This is a genomic window from Flavonifractor sp. An92, from assembly GCF_002159175.1.
Classification (GTDB): domain Bacteria; phylum Bacillota; class Clostridia; order Oscillospirales; family Oscillospiraceae; genus Pseudoflavonifractor_A.
In genome coordinates, this window is sequence record NZ_NFGZ01000003.1 from 118,006 (window position 1) to 137,933 (window position 19,928).

Annotated in this window: 19 protein-coding genes; 7 read left to right on the top strand and 12 right to left on the bottom strand. The window is 61.9% G+C overall.

Annotated elements, in window-relative coordinates; translation table 11 throughout:
* Nucleotides 1–143 precede the first annotated feature (143 nt).
* The 3 genes from purB to B5G43_RS03645 all read left to right on the top strand — a co-directional run bounded on the left by purB (nucleotide 144) and on the right by B5G43_RS03645 (nucleotide 4,128).
* The gene (gene purB / locus B5G43_RS03635) at nucleotides 144–1,583 is read left to right on the top strand and encodes an adenylosuccinate lyase (RefSeq protein WP_087259113.1); all 1,440 of its coding nucleotides are present in this window, start codon (nucleotides 144–146) and stop codon (nucleotides 1,581–1,583) included.
* 67 nt (nucleotides 1,584–1,650) lie between these two features.
* Nucleotides 1,651–2,658, top strand: coding sequence for a 6-phosphofructokinase (gene pfkA, locus B5G43_RS03640; RefSeq protein WP_087259114.1), 1,008 nt, complete (start codon nucleotides 1,651–1,653; stop codon nucleotides 2,656–2,658).
* A gap of 114 nt (nucleotides 2,659–2,772) precedes the next feature.
* The gene (locus B5G43_RS03645; protein ID WP_242960441.1) at nucleotides 2,773–4,128 is read left to right on the top strand and encodes an MATE family efflux transporter; all 1,356 of its coding nucleotides are present in this window, start codon (nucleotides 2,773–2,775) and stop codon (nucleotides 4,126–4,128) included.
* A 55-nt stretch (nucleotides 4,129–4,183) separates the two neighbouring features.
* On the opposite strand, the gene B5G43_RS03650 is transcribed toward B5G43_RS03645, so the two are convergent.
* Nucleotides 4,184–6,880, bottom strand: coding sequence for a M56 family metallopeptidase (locus B5G43_RS03650; protein WP_087259115.1), 2,697 nt, complete (start codon nucleotides 6,878–6,880; stop codon nucleotides 4,184–4,186).
* On the bottom strand, nucleotides 6,877–7,257 hold the full coding sequence (locus B5G43_RS03655) for a BlaI/MecI/CopY family transcriptional regulator (protein WP_087259116.1): 381 nt from the start codon (nucleotides 7,255–7,257) through the stop codon (nucleotides 6,877–6,879). Before B5G43_RS03655 ends, B5G43_RS03650 begins: the two co-directional genes overlap by 4 nt.
* 155 nt (nucleotides 7,258–7,412) lie before the next feature.
* On the opposite strand from B5G43_RS03655, the gene B5G43_RS03660 reads away from it, so the two are divergent.
* The 3 genes from B5G43_RS03660 to B5G43_RS18100 are packed head-to-tail and all read left to right on the top strand — an operon-like array spanning nucleotide 7,413 to nucleotide 8,681.
* Nucleotides 7,413–8,270, top strand: a complete 858-nt coding sequence (locus tag B5G43_RS03660; protein ID WP_087259117.1) for a hypothetical protein — start codon at nucleotides 7,413–7,415, stop codon at nucleotides 8,268–8,270.
* A gap of 31 nt (nucleotides 8,271–8,301) precedes the next feature.
* Nucleotides 8,302–8,622, top strand: coding sequence for a hypothetical protein (locus B5G43_RS03665; RefSeq protein WP_343214382.1), 321 nt, complete (start codon nucleotides 8,302–8,304; stop codon nucleotides 8,620–8,622).
* Nucleotides 8,589–8,681, top strand: coding sequence for a hypothetical protein (locus tag B5G43_RS18100; protein WP_343214384.1), 93 nt, complete (start codon nucleotides 8,589–8,591; stop codon nucleotides 8,679–8,681). The genes B5G43_RS03665 and B5G43_RS18100 overlap by 34 nt, the downstream gene beginning before the upstream one ends.
* 43 nt (nucleotides 8,682–8,724) lie before the next feature.
* On the opposite strand, the gene B5G43_RS03670 is transcribed toward B5G43_RS18100, so the two are convergent.
* From B5G43_RS03670 to B5G43_RS03690, 5 genes are all read right to left on the bottom strand, one after another.
* Complete coding sequence (locus B5G43_RS03670; RefSeq protein WP_087259118.1) at nucleotides 8,725–10,632, bottom strand: M56 family metallopeptidase; 1,908 nt, start codon at nucleotides 10,630–10,632, stop codon at nucleotides 8,725–8,727.
* Nucleotides 10,629–11,006, bottom strand: a complete 378-nt coding sequence (locus B5G43_RS03675; RefSeq protein ID WP_087259119.1) for a BlaI/MecI/CopY family transcriptional regulator — start codon at nucleotides 11,004–11,006, stop codon at nucleotides 10,629–10,631. The genes B5G43_RS03670 and B5G43_RS03675 overlap by 4 nt, the downstream gene beginning before the upstream one ends.
* 123 nt (nucleotides 11,007–11,129) lie before the next feature.
* A complete protein-coding gene (locus B5G43_RS03680) occupies nucleotides 11,130–12,134 on the bottom strand; it encodes a tyrosine recombinase XerC (protein WP_087259120.1) in 1,005 nt (334 codons plus the stop codon).
* 153 nt (nucleotides 12,135–12,287) lie between these two features.
* A complete protein-coding gene (gene radA / locus B5G43_RS03685) occupies nucleotides 12,288–13,664 on the bottom strand; it encodes a DNA repair protein RadA (protein WP_087259121.1) in 1,377 nt (458 codons plus the stop codon).
* The gene (locus B5G43_RS03690) at nucleotides 13,661–14,383 is read right to left on the bottom strand and encodes an N-acetylmuramoyl-L-alanine amidase (protein ID WP_087259122.1); all 723 of its coding nucleotides are present in this window, start codon (nucleotides 14,381–14,383) and stop codon (nucleotides 13,661–13,663) included. The genes radA and B5G43_RS03690 overlap by 4 nt, the downstream gene beginning before the upstream one ends.
* Nucleotides 14,384–14,564: 181 nt before the next feature.
* On the opposite strand from B5G43_RS03690, the gene B5G43_RS03695 reads away from it, so the two are divergent.
* A complete protein-coding gene (locus B5G43_RS03695; protein WP_087259123.1) occupies nucleotides 14,565–15,020 on the top strand; it encodes a YhcH/YjgK/YiaL family protein in 456 nt (151 codons plus the stop codon).
* An 81-nt stretch (nucleotides 15,021–15,101) separates the two neighbouring features.
* On the opposite strand, the gene B5G43_RS03700 is transcribed toward B5G43_RS03695, so the two are convergent.
* From B5G43_RS03700 to B5G43_RS17275, 5 genes are all read right to left on the bottom strand, one after another.
* The gene (locus tag B5G43_RS03700; protein ID WP_204244505.1) at nucleotides 15,102–15,458 is read right to left on the bottom strand and encodes a hypothetical protein; all 357 of its coding nucleotides are present in this window, start codon (nucleotides 15,456–15,458) and stop codon (nucleotides 15,102–15,104) included.
* A complete protein-coding gene (locus tag B5G43_RS03705; RefSeq protein ID WP_087259124.1) occupies nucleotides 15,455–15,811 on the bottom strand; it encodes a PqqD family protein in 357 nt (118 codons plus the stop codon). Before B5G43_RS03705 ends, B5G43_RS03700 begins: the two co-directional genes overlap by 4 nt.
* 126 nt (nucleotides 15,812–15,937) lie before the next feature.
* Nucleotides 15,938–17,830, bottom strand: a complete 1,893-nt coding sequence (locus tag B5G43_RS03710; protein WP_087259125.1) for an oligopeptide transporter, OPT family — start codon at nucleotides 17,828–17,830, stop codon at nucleotides 15,938–15,940.
* Between the two features lie 263 nt (nucleotides 17,831–18,093).
* Complete coding sequence (locus B5G43_RS03715; protein ID WP_087259126.1) at nucleotides 18,094–19,611, bottom strand: SPOCS domain-containing protein; 1,518 nt, start codon at nucleotides 19,609–19,611, stop codon at nucleotides 18,094–18,096.
* A gap of 141 nt (nucleotides 19,612–19,752) precedes the next feature.
* Nucleotides 19,753–19,914 (bottom strand): hypothetical protein, encoded by a 162-nt coding sequence (locus B5G43_RS17275; RefSeq protein ID WP_158097352.1) that lies wholly within the window; start codon nucleotides 19,912–19,914, stop codon nucleotides 19,753–19,755.
* Nucleotides 19,915–19,928 lie beyond the last annotated feature (14 nt).

Sequence of the window (19,928 nt, forward strand, 5' to 3'; positions counted from 1 at the left end):
ACCGCACTCCGACCCGGATGACAAGCCGCAAGCTGAAATCCAAATCGGGCTTACCCTTGTGGGAGAGCGGCTTTTGTGCTATAATTCCTACGTTAGACATGCCGGGGCGGGGAGGCCGCTCCGGTGGGAAGCGAGGTTGAGCGATGAGTAAAAACGCGTACGAGAGCCCGCTGTGTTCCCGCTATGCCAGTGCGGAGATGCAGTATATTTTCTCCCCCGACCAGAAATTCTACACCTGGAGACGGCTGTGGGTGGCCCTGGCCCGGGCCGAGATGGAGCTGGGTCTGCCGGTGACCCAGGAGCAGATCGACGAGATGGAGGCCCATCTCACCGACATCGACTACGAGATGGCCGCTGAGAAGGAGAAGCAGCTCCGCCATGATGTCATGGCCCACATCCACACCTTTGGAACGGCCTGCCCCAAGGCCATGTCCATCATCCACCTGGGCGCTACCAGCTGCTATGTGGGCGACAACACCGATGTGATCCTCATGCGCCAGGCTCTGGAGCTGGTGCGGGACAAGCTGGTGCAGGTGCTGAACCATCTGGCCGCCTTCGCCAGACAGTATAAGGCCCTGCCCACCCTGGGCTTCACCCATTTCCAGCCCGCCCAGCTGGTCACCGTGGGCAAGCGTGCCACCCTCTGGATGAACGAGCTGCTCATGGACCTGGAGGAAGTGGAGCACCGCATCTCCAGCCTGAAGCTGCTGGGCTGTAAGGGCACCACCGGCACCCAGGCCTCCTTCCTGGAGCTCTTCGAGGGCGATCACGAGAAGTGCCGCGCCCTGGAGCAGAAGATCGCCGCCGAGATGGGCTTTGACGCGGTGGTGCCGGTGTCCGGCCAGACCTATTCCCGCAAAATGGACTACGCCGTGCTGTCCACCCTCTCCGGCATCGCCCAGAGCGCCAGCAAGTTCGCCACCGACCTGCGGCTGCTGTGCCACCTGAAGGAAGTGGAGGAGCCCTTTGAGAAGCATCAGATCGGCTCTTCCGCCATGCCCTACAAGCGCAACCCCATGCGCTGCGAGCGGATCTGCTCCCTGGCCCGCTATGTGATGTGCGACGCCCTCAACCCCGCCGTCACCGCGGCCACTCAGTGGTTCGAGCGGACCCTGGACGACTCGGCCAACAAGCGCATCTCGGTGCCCGAGGCTTTCCTGGCCGTGGACGCCATTCTGAACATCTATTCCAACGTGGCAGCCGGACTGGTGGTCCACGAGAAGGTCATCCGCAAGCATGTGATGGAGGAGCTGCCCTTCATGGCCAGCGAGAACATCATGATGGACGCCGTCAAGAAGGGCGGCGACCGGCAGGCCCTCCACGAGCGCATCCGCGTCCTGTCCCAGGAGGCGGGCGCCAACGTGAAGGACCGTGGTCTGAGCAACAACCTGGTGGACCTTATCGCCGAGGACCCGGCCTTCTCCATGCTCAGCCGGGACGAGCTCACCGCCCATCTGGAGCCCGAGCGCTACATCGGCCGCTGCCCGGAGCAGGTGGAGGAGTTCCTCCAGTCCTGCGTCCAGCCGGTGCTGGAGCGCTACGCCGCGGCTCTGGGCCGCGCGGAGACCGAGCTGACGGTGTAAGCCAGCATCCCACCATCCCAACCGGACCCGCCGAAACGCGGCGGGCATTTGTAAGGAGGTCTTTCTCATGGAAAACAGCAAGGTGCGCCGTATTGGCGTCTTTACCAGCGGCGGCGACGCTCCCGGCATGAATGCCGTGGTCCGTTCGGTGGTCCGTACCGCCATCCACATGGGCATTGAGTGCATCGGCATCCGCCGCGGCTATCACGGGCTCATCAACGGCGACTTCACCACCCTGGACTTCAACAGCGTCAGCGGTCTGTCCCGTCGGGGCGGCACCATGCTCTACTCCGCCCGCAGCAAGGAGTTCATGGTCCCCGAGGGCCGTGAGAAGGCCGTGGCTACCTGCAAGCTGCTGGGAATCGACGGCCTGGTTGGCATCGGCGGCGACGGTACCTTCCGTGGCCTGCAGGAGCTGTCCAAGCTGGGCATCGCCGTGGTGGGTGTCCCCGGCACCATCGACAACGACATCGCCTGCTCCTCCTACACCATCGGCTATGATACCGCCTGCAACACCGCCATCGACTCCATCGATAAGCTCCGCGACACCATGCAGTCCCACGAGCGCTGCTCCGTGGTAGAGGTCATGGGCCGCCACGCCGGGCATCTGGCCCTGTATGTGGGCGTGGCCTGCGGCGCTACTGCCGTGGTGGTCCCGGAGCAGGACATCGACTATGAGCACGACCTCATCGAGCCTATCCGCCGTGCCCGTATCAGCGGCCGCACCCACTTCATGGTCATCGTGGCCGAGGGTGTCGAGGGCGGCGCTTACGGTGTGGCCGAGAAGATCCGCGAGGCCACTTCGCTGGACACCCGCGTCACCATCCTGGGCCACGTGCAGCGCGGCGGTGCGCCCAGCGCCCGGGACCGCGTCACCGCCACCTATATGGGCTATGAGGCGGTGAAGCTCTTGGCCGCCGGCAAGACCAACCGGGTCATCTGCCTCCAGGAGGACAAGTACGTGGACTTCGACATCAACGAGGCCCTGTCCATGAAGAAGAGCCTGGATGTGCAGACCTACACCGTCATGCGGGCGCTCACCGGTATGGAGCAGGTGAAGCTGAAGAATCCCTAATTGGATCAAAGCAAACCGGAGAGGAAATCCTCTCCGGTTTCTTTTTGACCATTTTCGAACATGATTGACGAATTTATAGAGAACTGTTATAATCCCATCAGCTGCTTGGAATACATGACGAGAGTTCTGCTGGAACACCAAATGGCGGATCACAGCCTTTTAGGCAGCAAAGCGATCGGAACGATTCTGTTGAAGCTGGCTCCTCCGGTGATGCTGGCGCAGTTGATCCAGGCTCTCTATAACATCGTCGACAGCTTTTTCGTCGGAAAATACTCCACGCACGCCCTCACGGCGCTCAGTGTCATTTTTCCCATTCAGGTCATCATCATTGCGCTGGCGGTGGGAACCGGAGTAGGGGTCAATACCTATATGGCCCGGATGTACGCACTGGGACGGGACGACGAGGCGGACCAGACCGCAGGGACCGGCGTTGTGTTGGCGCTGCTGACCTGGGCAGCCTTTGCACTGGTCTCATCGGCCATCATGAAGCCCTATGTGATGACCTCTGCCACCTCGCCCATCGCCATCGAATACGCGATGACCTATGGTACCATCGTCTGCGTCGGAAGTATTGGCACATTCCTGGAGGGGATCTGGACCAAAGTCCATCAATCCTCCGGCCATATGTGGATACCCATGGCGGCGCAGGCGACCGGCGCGGTTACGAATATGATCCTGGACCCGCTTCTGATCTTTGGAATCGGACCGATTCCGGAATTGGGCGTTGCCGGAGCGGCCTGGGCCACTGTTTCCGGCCAGGTCGTCGCCGCGGTCATTACCGGGATTGGCGGCTTTCGCATCCCGCCGCTGCCGCGCACGATGCGGTACATCGCCGGCAAAATTTACTTTTACGGCTACTCGTCCATAGCCATTCAGATCCTGTACACAGTATATATCGTGATCCTGAATATGATCCTGGCCGGCTTTTCCGACGCCGCGATCACCGTTCTGGGACTGTACTACAAAATGCAGAGCTTCTTCTTCATTCCGCTGTTTGGCTTACAGACCTGTGCGGTCCCCGTCATCAGCTATAACTATGCCCATGGAAGCCATGACCGCTGCCGAAGCACCATGCGATGGTCTCTGTTGATCTCGTCGGTGTTCATGATCGCCGGAATCCTTTGCTTTGTCTTTTTTCCGAGCGGAATCATCCGCCTGTTCTCTGACAGCGCAGAAGTTTTGGAGATTGGCAGGATCGCGTTCCCAATCATCGGATGCAGCTTTATTTCTGCCGTGTTCTCTCTGATGATGCCGGTGTTTTTCCAGGCGATCGGGGACGGAAAGACCAGTCTGCTTCTGGGCTTCACCCGTCAGATCTTCTGTTTAGTCCCCATCTTCTGGCTGCTGTCTCAAATCGGCCTGAACTACACCTGGCTGGCATTTCCGCTTTCTGAGACGATCACCGGTGGAGTAGGCACCTGGATCTACCTGAAACGAATCCGTACCTGGAGCGCGATACAAAAAGCTTAAGGAAAAGGAAAAATCGGAGCCTTTGGCAATATGCCAAAGGCTCCGATTTTCTATATCAGGCTGCTTTCGCCAGGGTCTCTGTCAGATAATCAAAGAAAACGGTGCCGCCCACATCGCAGTCAAGTGGGATCAAACTCTCCAGGAAGGTGCGTTCCCCGTTTTCGTCCAGGGTGCAGACCAGGAAGTTGCTTTGACCGTAGAGGATGCCACCGGCCCAGCCATTCTCGTCCATATAGGCGCCGCCGGCCAGCACCATGTTGGCGGGATCGGCGGAGTGAAACTCACAGACCACTCGGTAGACCTCCACCTCCGGACCGTCCCAGCTCCAGCCGTAATAGCTGAGGGGAACCTTCTCCACGGCAGAGACGCGCCAGTCATCCAGATCCCCGTCCTGGGCGCTCTCATAGCGGGCCTCGCCCATGGCCAGGGCCTCCTGGAGCACCTCCTCCGGCACGTCGATGGTACCCAGGATGTGATTCTCGGTGGGGCGCTCATCCCGGTAGACCAGGATGTTTTCACCATTAAAGTAAATATCCCGATCGCAACTGGCCAGTTGTTCGCCCCAGCCCTCCACAGTCATCAGACCGCTGAGGGAGACCGCCTTGGTGTTGGGATCCAGAGAGGAGTAGTCCCAGTATTCCAGCTCCGGCCAATGGTCGGTGAGCAGCTCCTTCAGATTGGCTTCATAGAGCTTGCCGTCCCGCTGATAAAAGAACTGGTAGGGGGAGGCCAGTTCATTCTCTCCATCGCCGTCCAGGTCCAGGATCTGTCCCTCGAAATAGACCCGGGCCAGGATAGACGGGGTCCCATCCTCCGCGAAGGTGTAGTAGTCCTGAATGGTGGTGGAGTAGCCCGGCTCCATCTCGCCAAAGTAGCTGATGACCAGACCTTCCTGCCCGAAGAGGTCGGAGAAGAAGGAGATGGACCAGCTCTCGCTGTCGGGAAACGTGACAAAGCATCGCGCGTCCCAGGTACCGTCGGTGCTCTCCACATCGACCACGGCGGCATAGATGTTGCCGTCGGTGGAGCGGTAGGGCCGGATGGTGTGGTCACTCGTCTGGTAGCCGCCCAGCCGCTCGGCGCAGTCGTTGGTGTGGCGCTCTACGGTGACGGTGGGGGCTTGATAGGGCTCCAGATCCTCCAGAGGGATGGTCAGGGTCGGCTCCCAGTCGGGGACCGCGGTTGGGATAGTAGGCTGTTCGGCGGCGACATTGGAGCGGAACTGCCAGGTGCCGTCCTCCATCTCCTCCAGGGTCACGCACTTCCAGCCGTCGCCGAAGAAGCTGTCCTCATAGTAGAGGGAGACCAGGTTCCCGTTCCGGGTACCGGCGGAGATAATGACGTTTCCCCGGTAATTGGTGTCGCCGTGGAAGTGGTAATAGAGGTCAAAGTCCGCGAGATACTGGAAGTGGTCGAAGCCGACCTGGTTCATGTCCTCCAGGGTGAGGCCGGTGTTGGCAGTGAGGACCGCGTCCATCTGCGCCACGGTCAGGATGGTGGCCGGGCACGCCTGGTTTTTCATATCCAGCGCGGCGTCCAGCGCCTCCTGGTCCACCCCCTCCGGGGCGGTGCGGTCATTACCGTCGCCGTTGTAGAAGAGCTCGAAGAGATCGATGTCCTCGGGCTTTTCATAGGAGCAGCAGAGGAACTGGTTATGCATATTGATGCCGGTGTTGTAGGCGTTATTGAAAAACTGCTCGTTGAAAAACGCCAGCTCCTCACCGGTGAGGGGCGTGTCCTCCGAGGAGTGGGTGGGCTGGGGCGCGGCGAAGGTACAGGCGCTCACCACAGCGGCCAGCAGCGCCGCCGACAGGATGGCCGGGGCCGCCCACTTGGGCCGGCGTGCGATGCGCTGGACCCGGTCCTTGAGCTGCCGCTTTCCGGCGGCCATGGTGGTGGCGGTGAGCAGGGGATTGGCGGGGGTGCGCTCCACGGGAATGAGGGACAGCAGGGTCTGACCGTAGGCGAAACGCTCGCCGTCGCCCAGTCGGTGGAGGGCGCCCTCGTCACAGGCCAGCTCGCAGTCGATGCGGGAGCAGATGGCCGCCGCCCATACCAGCGGATCAAACCAGTAGATGGTGAGGCACACGCAGCGCAACAGGGACCAGAGGGGGTCCAGGTGCCGGGCGTGGGTCTCCTCGTGGATGAGCACATGGCGCAGCCGATCCGGGTCAGCCGCCACCTCCGGCGTCAGATAGATGGAGGGACGGAAGAGACCGAAGAGACAGGGGGAGGCGAGGCTGGGGCAGAGGTAGACCGGCCGCCGCTGGTGTTCCAGGGGGAAGGGAGTGCGCCGTCTGCGCAGCTGATACCAGAAGTGGAGGTTACAGCCCAGGAAATAGAGGGCCATCACCGCCATACCCGCCGCCCAGATCCAGCCCAGTACCTGGGACAGAGGGATGGAGTGGTTTTGGGCGGGTGCAGGCGTATTGCTCTGAACATCGGTGGTAACGGCCGTTTCCGGCGCGTGGTTGAGGACCGGCGCGCCCGCAGACGGCTTCCGGTCCGTCTGGGGTTGGATGGGAAGGTACACCGGGCGGGCCATGGTCTGGCTGACCGCCTGTTGGACCTCAGTCCCGGCGTTGAGCACCGAGAAGGGGAGGGCGGGCAGCTCCACCGGCACCAGCAGGCGGATCAGCACCAGCCCCCACAGGGCGTACTGAAAGCGGCGGGGAATGCGGCTGCGGAAACAGAAGCGGAGGATCAGCAGCGCCGCAATGAGGACCGAAGAGGTGATGAGGATGTCTTTCATAAAGCGTCTCCCTCCTTTGCCTGCTCCAGAATGGAGGCCAACTCGTCAATGTCCTGCTGGGAGAGGGCCCGGCCGCGGACCATGGCACTCATCATCAGACCCAGGCTTCCGCCATAAACTTTGCCGAGAAACTGCTCGGTGGCGGTGCGCTGGGCGTCGCTGCGGGAGAGGAGCGGGGCATACCGCTTGGCGCGGCCCTCCTCCGTGTGAGTCACCGCGCCCTTGCTCTCCAGACGGGCGAGCATGGTGATGATGGTGTTCTTGGACCAGCCGGTGTCCGGGGCCATGGCCCGGGTGAGCTCGGTGATGGTGGACCCGTTTCCGCTCCAGAGCGCGTCCATCAGCTTCCACTCACTGTCGGACAGATGCACTCTCATGTGATTTCCCTCCTTTCGGTATACAAGTGTCTACCTTCATCTTGAGCATAGCAGAAAGGTAGACGTCTGTCAACCTCTTTTCGGTGTTGTACAGCCGGGCTTTTTTTGCTAGAATAAAACCGGAACGATGCCTCACGACGAAGGAGGGATCCCTTATGCGGCGAACCGGAACGGTGTTTTTGCTCCTGCTTATCCTGTTCCTTCCCATCTCCGCCTCGGCGGATACCGGACCCAAGCCCTCGGTGCGCATCGCCTTCACCGGCGGAGAGGGGTTGACCTTCTACGGGACGCTCCTCTCGCGGTACGACTCTACCGGGCCAGCCTCGGCCTGGAATGGCCAGGAGGAATATGCCTCTTATCATCCGGGGGAGGAGGGCTATGAGGTCTGGCGGAAGTTTGTGGACTACAAGGACGCCGACGGCTTCTATTTCCTCCAGGAGTGGTGGGACTGCTCCGAGAATCAGGCGCTGAACTGGATCTATTACCCGCCGTCCACCTTCAAGATCCTGCTCTATTTCCCGGACAGCGACACCTTCTGCATCAGTCCTGTTTATGAGAAATACGCCTTTGACAGCTACTATACCGCCGATCTCTCCCAGTGGGAGAGCGGGACGCTCTCTGCGGTGCGGAGCTACGACTATACCGGAGAAATACTTGCTCTGGCGGCCCGCATCGTGCTCACCATCGCACTGGAGCTGCTCGTGGCCTTCTGTTTCGGCTACCGGGGGAAGCGTGTTTTTGCTTTGTTGGCAGTGGTCAATGTGGTCACCCAGGTATTCCTGAACGTGTTCCTGAATGTGGTCCACTATCGCTCCGGCCCATGGGACTTTACCTTCTGTTATGTCTTTTTGGAGCTGATCGTGTTCCTGCTGGAAGCCTGGATCTACGCCGAGCGGTTGCCGCGGATGGATGGAACCAGGCGTATCCGTGCGGTGGGCTACGCCTTTGTGGCGAACCTGCTCTCCTTTGTAGCCGGACTGGCCCTGGCTTTTTGGCTCCCAACGCTCTTTTAACAATCAAAACAATCAATAGGAGGCGAAGTACATGTATCAGATCAACAACTTCATCAACAACGACGACATCCGAGTCCTGAACGAACTGGGCCCGTTTACGGTCATTGAATACCAGCATGATCTGAGCGTCATGCCCGGGGACGCCGCGCTGGCCTACTACTGCAACGCCATGAACGTGCGCAAGCGCCAGGTTATCTGCCAGGTGGGCACCTCCCACATCACCACCCAGGCCGGAGCCATGCAGTGGACGGTGGGCGATGTGAATGCCACTGGAGCGGAAGCCTGGACTTCACGGTGGAGCGCTCGGGCAAGACCCTGCTGGGCTCCGCCGCCTCCGGCGAGGGACTGGTGAACGTGTACCGGGGCACCGGAAAGGTGCTGCTGGCGCCTGTGGTCAACGGCATCGTATAAGGATCAAAACCGCCGCACCAAAGTTCGGGTGCGGCGGTTTTTTCTATTCATGCACTTCAAAGGCATAGGTCCCGGTATAGATGAGGCTCTCCTGGGCCTTGGAGAGAATCGAAATGGTGTAGGTGGCTGGTCGGGGCAGGAGGTCCAGCGTATACTGGCCGCCCTCCCGGGAGAGCACCGGCTCGGTCACAGTCCCGTCGGGCTCCTGGGCGGAGACCATGATCTGCGCCACCGGCAGATCAAAGGCCAAACGTGCCCGGATAGGGAATGGCTCGCCGTAGAAGCCCGCAGACGAATCATCCCGCCCACGGACCCGCAGTACCTCGCCGGTCTCAGCGTCCTGGACCCAGAGGGAGCGGCAGAGCAGGAAGAAGGGCTCGTCAGATGCGAGAATCTCGCTGTCGTCATTCCACTCCAGTTTAAAATACAGATGCGGGTCCAGAAGGTCCGACGTCTGTGGCTCCTCCGCTTCAAAATCCAGAGCAGCTCGAATCGCGGCCCAATCCGGCGGAGAGGGGAGGTGGTAGTACATCGTCCGGTGGTCCTCTGTGCTCCAGACCGTCATATGCTGTGGCCAACAGGTCACCCACCAGGACTGGCTGCCCCGGCTCAGTCTGAGAGAAAACTGCTGCGTCTGCGCCTCCTCTTCGGGACGGGTAAGCCAGCCCATCCGCTCTACGTCCAGTTGTGACAGGATGGATAGCAATTTTTCCTCATCCCAGGCCCATACAGACTCCGTCGTGGATGCGCCTTCCGCATGGTAGGACACCGACTGGACGATCAACGGTAGGCGACTATCCACATGGGACGTCTCAAAAAGTTCCACAGCCGGTCTCCGGTCGGTACTCACAGACAGGATGCCGAACGCCATGGTAAAGACAAACATGAACACACCCAACAGCAGGGTGCCCGGACGGCGCCTGCGCACGTTGATCACATTGCGCAGGCGGTAGCGCATGGACTGGGCAGCGGCAGACAGGCAGGTGGTAAATCCACGGGCGTGGCCAGCGGAACGGAGCAGGAGGGAGGCATATTGTTTCCGCTCCTCCTCGCTGCAATCCTGGAGGACCTGTTCGTCACAGGAGAGCTCCAGATCGGCGCTGGCCTTACGGATGGCGGCCCAGACCAAAGGATTGAACCAGCACAGGGCCTGGCAGAAGGCCAGAAAAATCTTGGTGTCTACATCTTTGCGCTGGATGTGGCAGAGCTCATGGCGGAAGATGAAGCGCAGTTCCTCCGCCGTGTAATCCCGCTCCGGAAGCACCGTAACACGGACTCCGATCGTCCTCCCCATGGAGAATGGTGCCTTGGCAGCGGGGCTGCGCAGGAGCCGAATGGGCCGGTAGTACTCCGCCCACTTCTGAGCGTCCTGCCACTGGACGATGACCTCCGGCTCCGTCACGGGAGAGGCGTCCTTCAGCATTTCCCGGCGGAATATCAAATGGGAGATGATTTTGCCAACAAATATGACGGAAAATCCGATCATCAAGAGCAGGCTGCACACTCTCAGCACTACGCCGGGGATGTAGACGAAAAAGAGGGGAGGGCTGGAGGTCCGGATCAGGGGATAGAGCTGGTAGAACAGAAAGACCGGCAGCAGCCACAGCGTGGCGCAGGCCCGGGCGCTGAATGAACGCCTCAGCACGGGCAGAAGCAAAAACAGGGCCAGAAAGTAGACGCTGATCGTGAGCATAACGTCCAGGACAAAGAGGAAAAAGTGGTTGATATCCTCGTCCAGCAGGAGTAAGAGGACAAACGTGATGATGATCAGGATCGGAAAGATCAGCGGTGTGACCCAGACTACGGTGTCCTTGGAGAGATAGCGGCTCGTGTCGCCAAACAGCGGAACTGGAATAAATCCGCCATGTTCCCAGCGCCAGGAGCGATGAAAGGCGAACGCCACCAAACCGGACAGAAAAAGTGCCCAGAGCAGACGAAAGACGACGATCATAACTGCCCCCTTTCCAGCAGGTCCCGAAGCTCGTCCAGCTCCTCCTGCTTGATCCCACTGTCGCACAGGGACACGGCAAAGGCGCTGAGGGAGCCCCCGTAGAGCTTATCCAGGATGCTGCGGCTCTCACTGGCCAGATACTCCCGCTCCGTGATGAGAGGGGTGTACCAGTTGACCCGATGGACCCGCTCCGAGGACAGGAAGCCCTTTTCACACAGGCGGGTGAGGAAGGTCAGGATGGTAGTGGGGGCCAGAGCCTTGTCCGGGCCCAGAGCGGCCTCAATGTCCGAGCGGGAGACCGGCGGCTCCCGGTGCCAGATGATCTGCATGATCTCCAGCTCGCCGTCGGGCAGGTGCTTGACCGGATGCTTCATATGCTTGCACCTCCTTTATCTCTACGCTTGTAGAATTTCCATTTATATTCTACGAGTGTAGAGAGTATTTGTCAAGCGAAAATCAAAAACCGGGAGCCCAGCAGGGAAGTGGGCTCCCGGTTTTTATTCTGCCGATTCTTCGGTATTTTCTGATTTTTTGGCCTTTTTCCGCGCTTTTCCCAGGGGATTAGCCCGGGCGGCCAGGCGCAGGCTGTCCGAATCCACATGGGTGTAGATCTGAGTGGTGTTCAGATTCTCATGGCCCAGCACCTCCTGTAAGGTGCGCACATCTACGCCGTTTTGGAGCATCAGAGTGGCGGCAGTGTGGCGGAGTTTGTGGCTGGAGTAGAGCGTCTGATCCAATCCGGCCTTTTTCAGCCGCTGCTTGACCATGTAGTGGACCGCGTCCCGGGTCATGCGGGTGTGACGCCGGGTGATAAAGAGCGCGTTGGGGTCGGCGGCAGCGATGTGGCTGCGTTCCTCCAGCCAGTCATCCAGCGCGCCCCGGCAGGCCTCATTGAGGAACAGAATGCGCTCTTTGTTGCCTTTACCCAGCACCCGGATCTGATCGCCCCGCACGTCGGTGAGGTTCAGCGCCACCAACTCGGAGATTCGCATGCCGCAGTTGAGGAAGAGCACCAGGATGCAGTAGTCCCGGGCCCGGTTGGGCTCGTCCACAGCGTCCAGGAGCTGGAAGCACTGGTCCAGCTGGAGGTACCGGGGCAGCGTCTTTTTCAGGCGCGGCGAGTCCAGGTCCTGCATGGGGTTTTCGGTCAGCAGTTTGGCCTTGCTGGTGAGGTATTTGTAGAAGGAGCGGATGGTGGCGACTTTGCGGGCGCGGCTGGCGGCGTTGAGGCTGCGGTCACGGTCCAGATAGTCCATGAAGGCGTACACGTCGCTGAGCGTGACCGACCGGGCCATGTCCAGATCCACGTCGTCCACAGGAATGGCTTCAAAGTCCACGTCAGGCCCGGTGGGCGCTTTGCCCTTGAGCTGCTTGATGAATCGGAAGAAGGTCCGCAGGTCCAGATAGTATTCGTCCACCGTTTTGGCGGAGTGACCCTGGATGGTGCGGTGATACGTTAAAAAAGAACGGATGATTTCCGGTGCTTCAGTGCGATAGTCCATATTGGCTGCGGGCAGGCCCGGACCGGTCCAAACCGGCCATTTTCGGGAGAGGGGCCGTTTTTGCCTCCCTCCAACTCAACAAAATTTTTATTTTGTTGAGTTGCCGCAATGCCCGCAAATACCCCCCTTTCGGTGTCTGGCCCGGCCGGCTGCTCACAGCAGCGCGGCCATGGCCTCCCGGATGTTCTTGACTCGGATGAGCTGCAAACCGTCCGGCTCCACCACGGATGCGCTGCCCCGGGCCGGGATCAGACATTTGGTGAAGCCCAGGCGGCGCACCTCGGTGAGCCGCTGGCCCAGCGCGCCCACGGCGCGCAGCTCGCCGGTCAGGCCGACCTCTCCAATGGCCGCCAGATCGTCCGGGATCGGCCGGTCCCGGAAGCTGGACGCCAGCGCCATCACCATGGCCAGGTCTGCCCCCGGCTCGTCCAGGCTCAGACCGCCGATAACGTTCACATAGGCGTCGCAGGTGCCGACCATCAGTCCGCCCCGCTTCTCCAGCACAGCCAGCAACATCATGGCCCGGCTGAAGTCGAAACCGTTGGCGGTGCGCCGCGGCACATTGAAGCTGGTGGGCGTCAGCAGCGCCTGCACCTCGGCCAGCACCGGGCGCACGCCCTCCATGACGCAGGTCACGCAGGTGCCCGGCGTGTCGGTGGGCCGCCCGGACAGCAGCAGCTCCGACGGGTTGGGAACTTCTACCAGCCCCTTGTCCACCATCTCAAAGACGCCGATCTCATTGGTGGCGCCAAAGCGGTTTTTGGCCGAGCGCAGGATGCGGTGGGTCATCTGCTGCTCGCCCTCAAAGTAGAGCACGCAGTCCACCATGTGCTCCAGTACCTTGGGGCCGGCGATGGAGCCCTCTTTGTTCACGTGGCCGATGACAAAAACGGTGACCCCCTCCCCTTTTGCCAGCTGCATCAGGGCCATGGTGCAGTCCTTCACCTGGCCGATGCTGCCCGGCGCGGCGGTGAGGTCGCCGTTGTAGAGGGTCTGGATGGAGTCTACAATGAGAATATCCGGCTGGAGCGAGTGGACCGCGTCCAGTACGTCCTCCAGATTGGTCTCCGAGAGCAGATAGAGGTTTTCACCATAGATGCCCAGGCGCTCCGCCCGCAGCTTGATCTGCCGTTCCGACTCCTCGCCGGAGACGTAGAGCACCGTGGCGAAGCGGCACAGCTGGTCACAGATCTGGAGCATCAGGGTGGATTTGCCGATGCCCGGCGCGCCGCCCACCAGCACCAGGGAGCCCTTCACCGCACCGCCGCCCAGCACGCGGTCCAGTTCATCCATGCCGGTGGCAAAGCGCAGCTCCTGGGTGGTCTCCACCTCTTTCAACGTGCGGGGCTGCCGCAGAGGCATCCGCACGCCGCCGTCGGAGGCCCGGGCCGCAGCGGCGGTCTTTTTTCGAGGCGCCTCCGACGGGCGCTCCACAATGGTGTTCCAGGCACGGCAGGCCGGGCACTGGCCCGCCCATTTGGGCAGCTCGTTGCCGCATTCCGTGCAGTAAAACAGGGTCTTTCCTTTCATGCAGGGTTCTCCTTTGCTTGCTCTCCGGTCAGCCAGCCCGCCGCCAAGACAGCGGCGATCTGGGTCTGGTATTCGCTCCGGGCCAGCCGTGCGGCCTCCTCCGGGTTGGAGAGGAATCCGCACTCCACCAGCACGGCGGGACAGGAGATGTGATTCATCAGATAGACGGTGTCCGGGATGGCTTTCGCCGCCCGGGTGTTTTCCGGGTCCAGGTGGGTGCGCAGCAGCTCCTGGATGTACTCCGCCAGCGGAAGACTGGCCTCTCCGGCGTAAAAGACCTGGGCGCCATGGTAGCGGGAGTCCGGATAGCTGTTCTGGTGGATGCTCAGGAGTGTGGCTCCCTCCACTTCCTCCACCATGGCCACCCGATTCTGGAGGTCGGAGCGCTTTTTCTCCCGCAGGGTCGTGGCGGACGAGTCGTGGAGGGAGATGTCCTCCTGCCGCAGCATCACCGGCGCCTCTCCATAGAACCCCAGCAGCAGGTCCAGCCGCTGGGCGATGGCCAGGTTGATGCCACTCTCCACCGTGCCATCGGCGGCTACCGCGCCGCCGTCCTCCCCGCCGTGTCCGGCGTCGATGACCAGCGTTTGACCGGTCCGGCGCAGGGAAAAGCAGGCCTCTGCCTCCCCAGTTGTTCGGCTCCAGGCGTACAGCGCCGGCGCGGCCAGGACCACCGCCAAGGCGGCCAAAACCGCCCAACTCCCCCAGTTCGCGCGCATACCGCGTCCCCCCTTTCGGGCTATCCTATGCGCGGGGGGCGCGGGTTATCCTCATTGTACCACACTCCCCACTCCCCTTCAAGCGCCCCTGTTTTTCCGACTGGGAGGCGGTTTTCATTGCAATTTTAGCCGAATGGGAGTACCATAAAGGTGACGGAAAACCACAAAGGAGGAGACCCCTATGGTATTTGACAATATGCAGAATCTGGCGCGCTACCACGGATTGGGTGAGCGCTTCCGCACCGCGCTGGAGTGGATGGCCAAGGCCGACCTCACCGGCGCCAAGAGCGGCGACCGGCTGGAGATCGACGGCGACAACGTGTTCGCCCGTTACTTCGAGGTGGACACCCACCCCGCCGAGGGTTCTATGCCCGAGGGACACGAGCACTACGCCGACATCCAGTGCCTGCTGGAGGGCGAAGAGGCTGTGGGCTACGCCCTGAAAGCCGGCCGCGCCCCCGCCAAGCCCTACGATCCGGCGGGTGACATCGCCTTCTGGGATGTGCCCTTCAGCACCATCCGCCTGAACCCCGGCGACTTCTACATCGTCTGGCCGGAGGACCTCCACGCCCCCCGCATCGCCCTGGGAGACCCCTCCCCTGTGCGCGTGCTGGTGGTCAAGGTAAAGCTGGACTGAAAAAAGACCCGGAATGGAGCCTGAATGCTCCGTTCCGGGTCTTTTCTATGGGAAAGCGCGGGAAGGCTTCTCCTCCCGCGCTCAGCGTTCCAGTACATAATAGGTCTTGCTCCCCTGCTGCTCCTTGCGGAGATCCTTCTGGAGGAGCATATAGTCCAGCAGTGCGTCCAGAAACTTATCCGGATCGGTGACGCCCAACTGCTTGCTGCTGAAGGGCTGCCGGGCGGTCAGATTCTTGACCACGGGGATCAGGTCCTTCCGGGTCATCTTGCCGTTCTTGCGCACGGCACGCTTCACACGGCTCCGGGCTTTGGCGTAGAGCTGCCGGGTCAGGTCACCGGTCTGACGCTGGGTGCGCCACAGGCCCCAGCCGTAGATGAGCATGGTAGCCACCATAAACAGGAGCACATAGGGGATGTAGCGGAGCACTTCACTCATTTCTCCATCCCCCGGTAGTAGATGAATTTCTCCTCTTTCATGGTCTCCAGGAACTTGATGACCCGGGCCATGCTCTTCTCGGGAGAGTCAAACTGTGCATCAAAGGCATTGACCAGATCCATGACGTCCTTCTTCCCGTCGATCTGGTTCCAGAGGAAGCTGCCGTAGGCATCCATATGGATCTGGCTCACGCGGGGTTTGCGGAAGAGCTTCTGGGACAGGCGGTAGTAAAACCCCTTCCACTCCACCAGAAGGGTCACCAGACCCTCGTCATCGGTGGTGAAGCCCAGTTCTTGGTTGCGGCAGGGCACCCGGTCCAGGTAGTTTTCAGCGCGAATCGGTTTCTTTGCCATGGGATTCCTTTCTTGCAGCCGTCCAGGCCGCCATAGGGCTTGAATTTAGGGAAGGCAGGGCGGCCTCGCAGAGAGGCACGCCCTGCCCAGACAGGAAATAGAAAATGGTGCTTGCAGACGAGCTGTTTACTTCTTGGAGGGCTTGGTGCAGACCCGGACCAGAGTGGCCAGCAGCAGGGCAAAGACCACCAGGCTGCCGATCTGGCCAATGGAGATGCCGAAGCGCTCCTTGAGGTTGATGGCGTCGGCCACGCCGGCCACCGTGAGGATGGCCAGGATGACGCCCATCAGACCCTCGCCGGCGATGAGGCCGGAGGTGTAGAGGATACCGCGGTCCACGCCGGCGCGCTTCTCCTCCTCGGAGACGCCCTTACGGCGCTCCATGAACCAGCGGATCACACCGCCGGTCATGATGCCGGCGCTTAGGCTGAAGGGCAGGTACATGCCCACCGCGAAGGGCATGACGGGGATGCGCAGGATCTCCACCACAATGGCGACGAACACGCCGGTGAGGATGAGGGCCCAGGGCAGCTGGGCATTCATGATGCCCTCAACCAGCATCTTCATCATGGTAGCCTGAGGAGCGGGGATGGCGTCGGTGCCGTAGCCCCAGGCGTTATTGAGCAGGTTCAGCACGAAGCCGATGACCGCAGCGGAGGCCACGACACCGATGATCTCGCCGATCTGCTGCTTCTTGGGGGTAGCGCCCACGATGAAGCCGGTCTTGAGGTCCTGAGAGCAGTCGCCGGCGATGGCGGCGATGACGCAGATGATGCCGCCGATGGTGATGGCGCCCATCATGCCGGCGGTGCCGACGGTGCCGGTAGCCTTCAGGATCAGGGTGGTGATGATGATGGTGGCGATGGCCATGCCGGAAACGGGGTTATTGGAGGAGCCGATCAGGCCGACCATGCGGGAGGAGACGGTGGCAAAGAAGAAGCCGAAGATGACCACGATGATGGCGCCGATCAGGTTCACGGGGAAGGCGGGCAGCAGCCAGATGGCCAGGGCGCAGACCACCATGACGATGATCAGGGAGATCATGGGGATGTCCTGCTCGGTGCGCAGGGAGCTGCTGCTCTTGGCGTTGACGCCCTTCATGGCCTGCATGAAGGTGCGGCTGATCAGAGGCAGGTTCTTGATGAGGCTGATGATACCGCCGGTGGCCACAGCGCCCGCGCCGATGTACTTCACATAGGTGCCCCAGAGGTCGCTGGGGGCCATGGCGCTGATGGGATCCGTGCCGGGGAACACCACGGCGTCAGCGCCGAACAGGGCGATCATGGGCATGATGACCAGCCAGCTCAGAGCGCCGCCCGCCAGCATGTAGCTGGAGATCTGGGGACCACAGATATAGCCCACACCGGCCAGAGCGGGCAGCACCTGGATACCCACAGAGGAGCCTTTGTAGCCGGGGATATCATAGCCGATCTCGTTGGGGAATACGAACAGGCCGTCCGCCACAAACTTGTACAGGGCTGAGAGGCCCAGACCGGCGAACACAGTGCCGGCCTTGCTTCCGCCTTCCTCACCGGCCAGGAGCACCTCAGCGCAGGCAGTACCTTCGGGGAAGGGCAGCGTGCCGTGCTCCTCGACGATGAGGGCCTGGCGCAGAGGCACCATAAAGACGACGCCCAGAACGCCGCCCACCAGGGCCACCAGGCCGATGGTAATCATGCTGGGGAACTCCATGGTTCCCTCTTCCGCCCACAGGAACAGGGCGGGCAGGGTGAAGATGGCGCCGGCGGCGACGGACTCACCGGCGGAGCCGATGGTCTGCACCAGGTTGTTCTCCAGGATGGAGTCCCGGCGCAGGATGATGCGGATGATGCCCATGGAGAGCACCGCTGCAGGGATGGACGCGGAGATGGTCATGCCCACCCGCAGGCCCAGGTAAGCGTTGGCCGCACCGAAGACGATGGCCAGAAGAATACCCAGGATGATGGAAGTCACCGTAAATTCCGGCACCACGCGGTCAGCCGGGATATACGGCTTAAAGCTTTCTTTGTTACTAGACATGAAACGATTCCTTTCTCACCTTTCTCATCTCACCACTTTCTATTTCGCCCTGGGAGGAATTGTATCATTATTTCACAATCTTGAAAAGGGTGAAATTATACAGTTTTACCTTAAAATTTCGGCTATTATTACCATTTGGGCCTAAATAGTCCGATTTTTACACAATAATCGTCCATTCTGCGGTTCTGTCTCCCGGAGAAAGACATGAAAAAAACGTAAAAATGCGGGCCGTCCGGAAAGATTTTCCGGACGGCCCGCCGTATTCAGGCCCGGGCGCGCGGGATGAGGAGCAGCTGTCCGTCGGGGAGGGAACCCTCTTCCAGGTGATTGGCCTGGCGGATCTCGCCTGCCGTGGTGCCGTAGCACTTGGCGATGTCCCACAGGCGCTCCCCCCGCTGGGGCATGCGCAGGACGATGGAGGGCCCGCCGTTTCGGGGACTCTCGGTGTCCAAACGGGCCGCCGCCACACCCATGCGCTCCTCCCGGCGGGTGAGCAGGCACTGGAATTCCACCGGGAAACGGACCTCCACGCCGGAGGCGGTGGCCGCCGCACCGACGGCCTCGGGACACCGGCAGCGGCAACGGCACTCCACGCCCTCTCCGGCGTCCACGGGGCAGGAGACCTCCCAGCGGCCCGCCGCCACATCCAGAGCGCCGTCCTCCCCACGGAAGAGGACGGTCACCTCCACCGGCGCGGTAAGGGTGAGCCTCCCCCCTTCCCTGCTCTGCTCCACCCGGCCCACGCTGGCCCGGGCGTCCACCACCTCGGCGGGGAGCACGGGACACTCCAACACCTCCCGCAGGGTCTGCATCCGGCTGGAGGCATCCACCCGGTGCTCCAGACGGCAGGGCTTGGGGTCGGCCTCCAGCGCCCAGGCGGTGCTGTAAAGGTCGGTGAGCAGGGAAAAGCTCTGTTCCTGGCGCAGCACCGCCTGAGCCAGCAGCTCCAGCGCCACCTCCACGTGCCGCCCCTCCCCATCCAGGGAGCAGGACACCGACACGGGAAGCACCTCCACCGTGCAGTCACACTCCTCGCCCGCCTCGCCGGTCTCCAGGATCTGAGAGAACGGGAGCTGGAAGCGGCACTCCCGCACCGCGCCCTCCTCCTCCCGGCACAGCAGGCTCAACTCGGCCTCCCCCTTGAAGAGAAGCTTGCTGCCGATGACCTTGGCCTCCGAGCACCGGAGGGACAGGCGGTGGCGCAGCAGCTCCGCCACCGGGTGACTGCCCGGGAGGGCCACCTCGTCCTCAAAGGAGAAGGGCTTCTCCCCCACCCACACCGCGCCATAGGTGCGGCAGGGCTCCTGGAGCTGCTCCACCGTCTCGCCGCCTTCTCCGGCCACGCCGGAGCTCCAACGCTTTTCCCGGGGGAGCCAGGCCTGGGTCTCCAGAGCCAGGGCGGTGCGCAGCAGGACTTTGCGGGGGTTGAGCACCCGCGTCTCCGCCTGCTCTACCCGCGGCTGCACCGTGAGGGTACAGGCCGGGGTGACGCGGGGCGTATCCGCACCGCAGTGGAAGGGAATGGCGGCCTCCAGCCGCCGGGGGCCCTCCTCCCCCTCAGGCAGATACAGCACGGCGGCGCGCACCGTGCCCGACAGCTCCACGCGACCCTCGCCCGCCGTATGTCCGCCCAGCTCCACCCAGGCCTGGGTGTCCAGAATGCGCCGGATGTCCGGGCAGGCGTCAGGCACGATCATCTCCAGCGTCTCTTCCGGGAAGAGAGCGCTCTCCGCCGCGCAGGCGCAGCCGCGCACCAGGGTCTGTTCCAGTTCCAGTTCCATCGTGTTCCACTCCCTTTTGCGGGGCGGCACGCCCCTTTGGTCAGAACACTATATGCGCCTGCAGGCGTGGGTATTACCGCAGGCCGAACAGGGTCCGCAGCAGGCCGCGCAGGGCCTTGGGGGACCGGACCACCACGATCTTCATTCCCTCGCCTCCTTTCCCAGGGATTCCAGCCAGCCCCGCCCCCGGTATCCCAGCACCGCACCGGCGCACAGCGCCGCCACGCCGCCCGGGAGGAGGAGGAGCGCCAGCGCACCCGCGCCGGCCCACAGGGCCCAATGCTTCCCTTCGGAACGATACAAAAACCGCCGCCCCC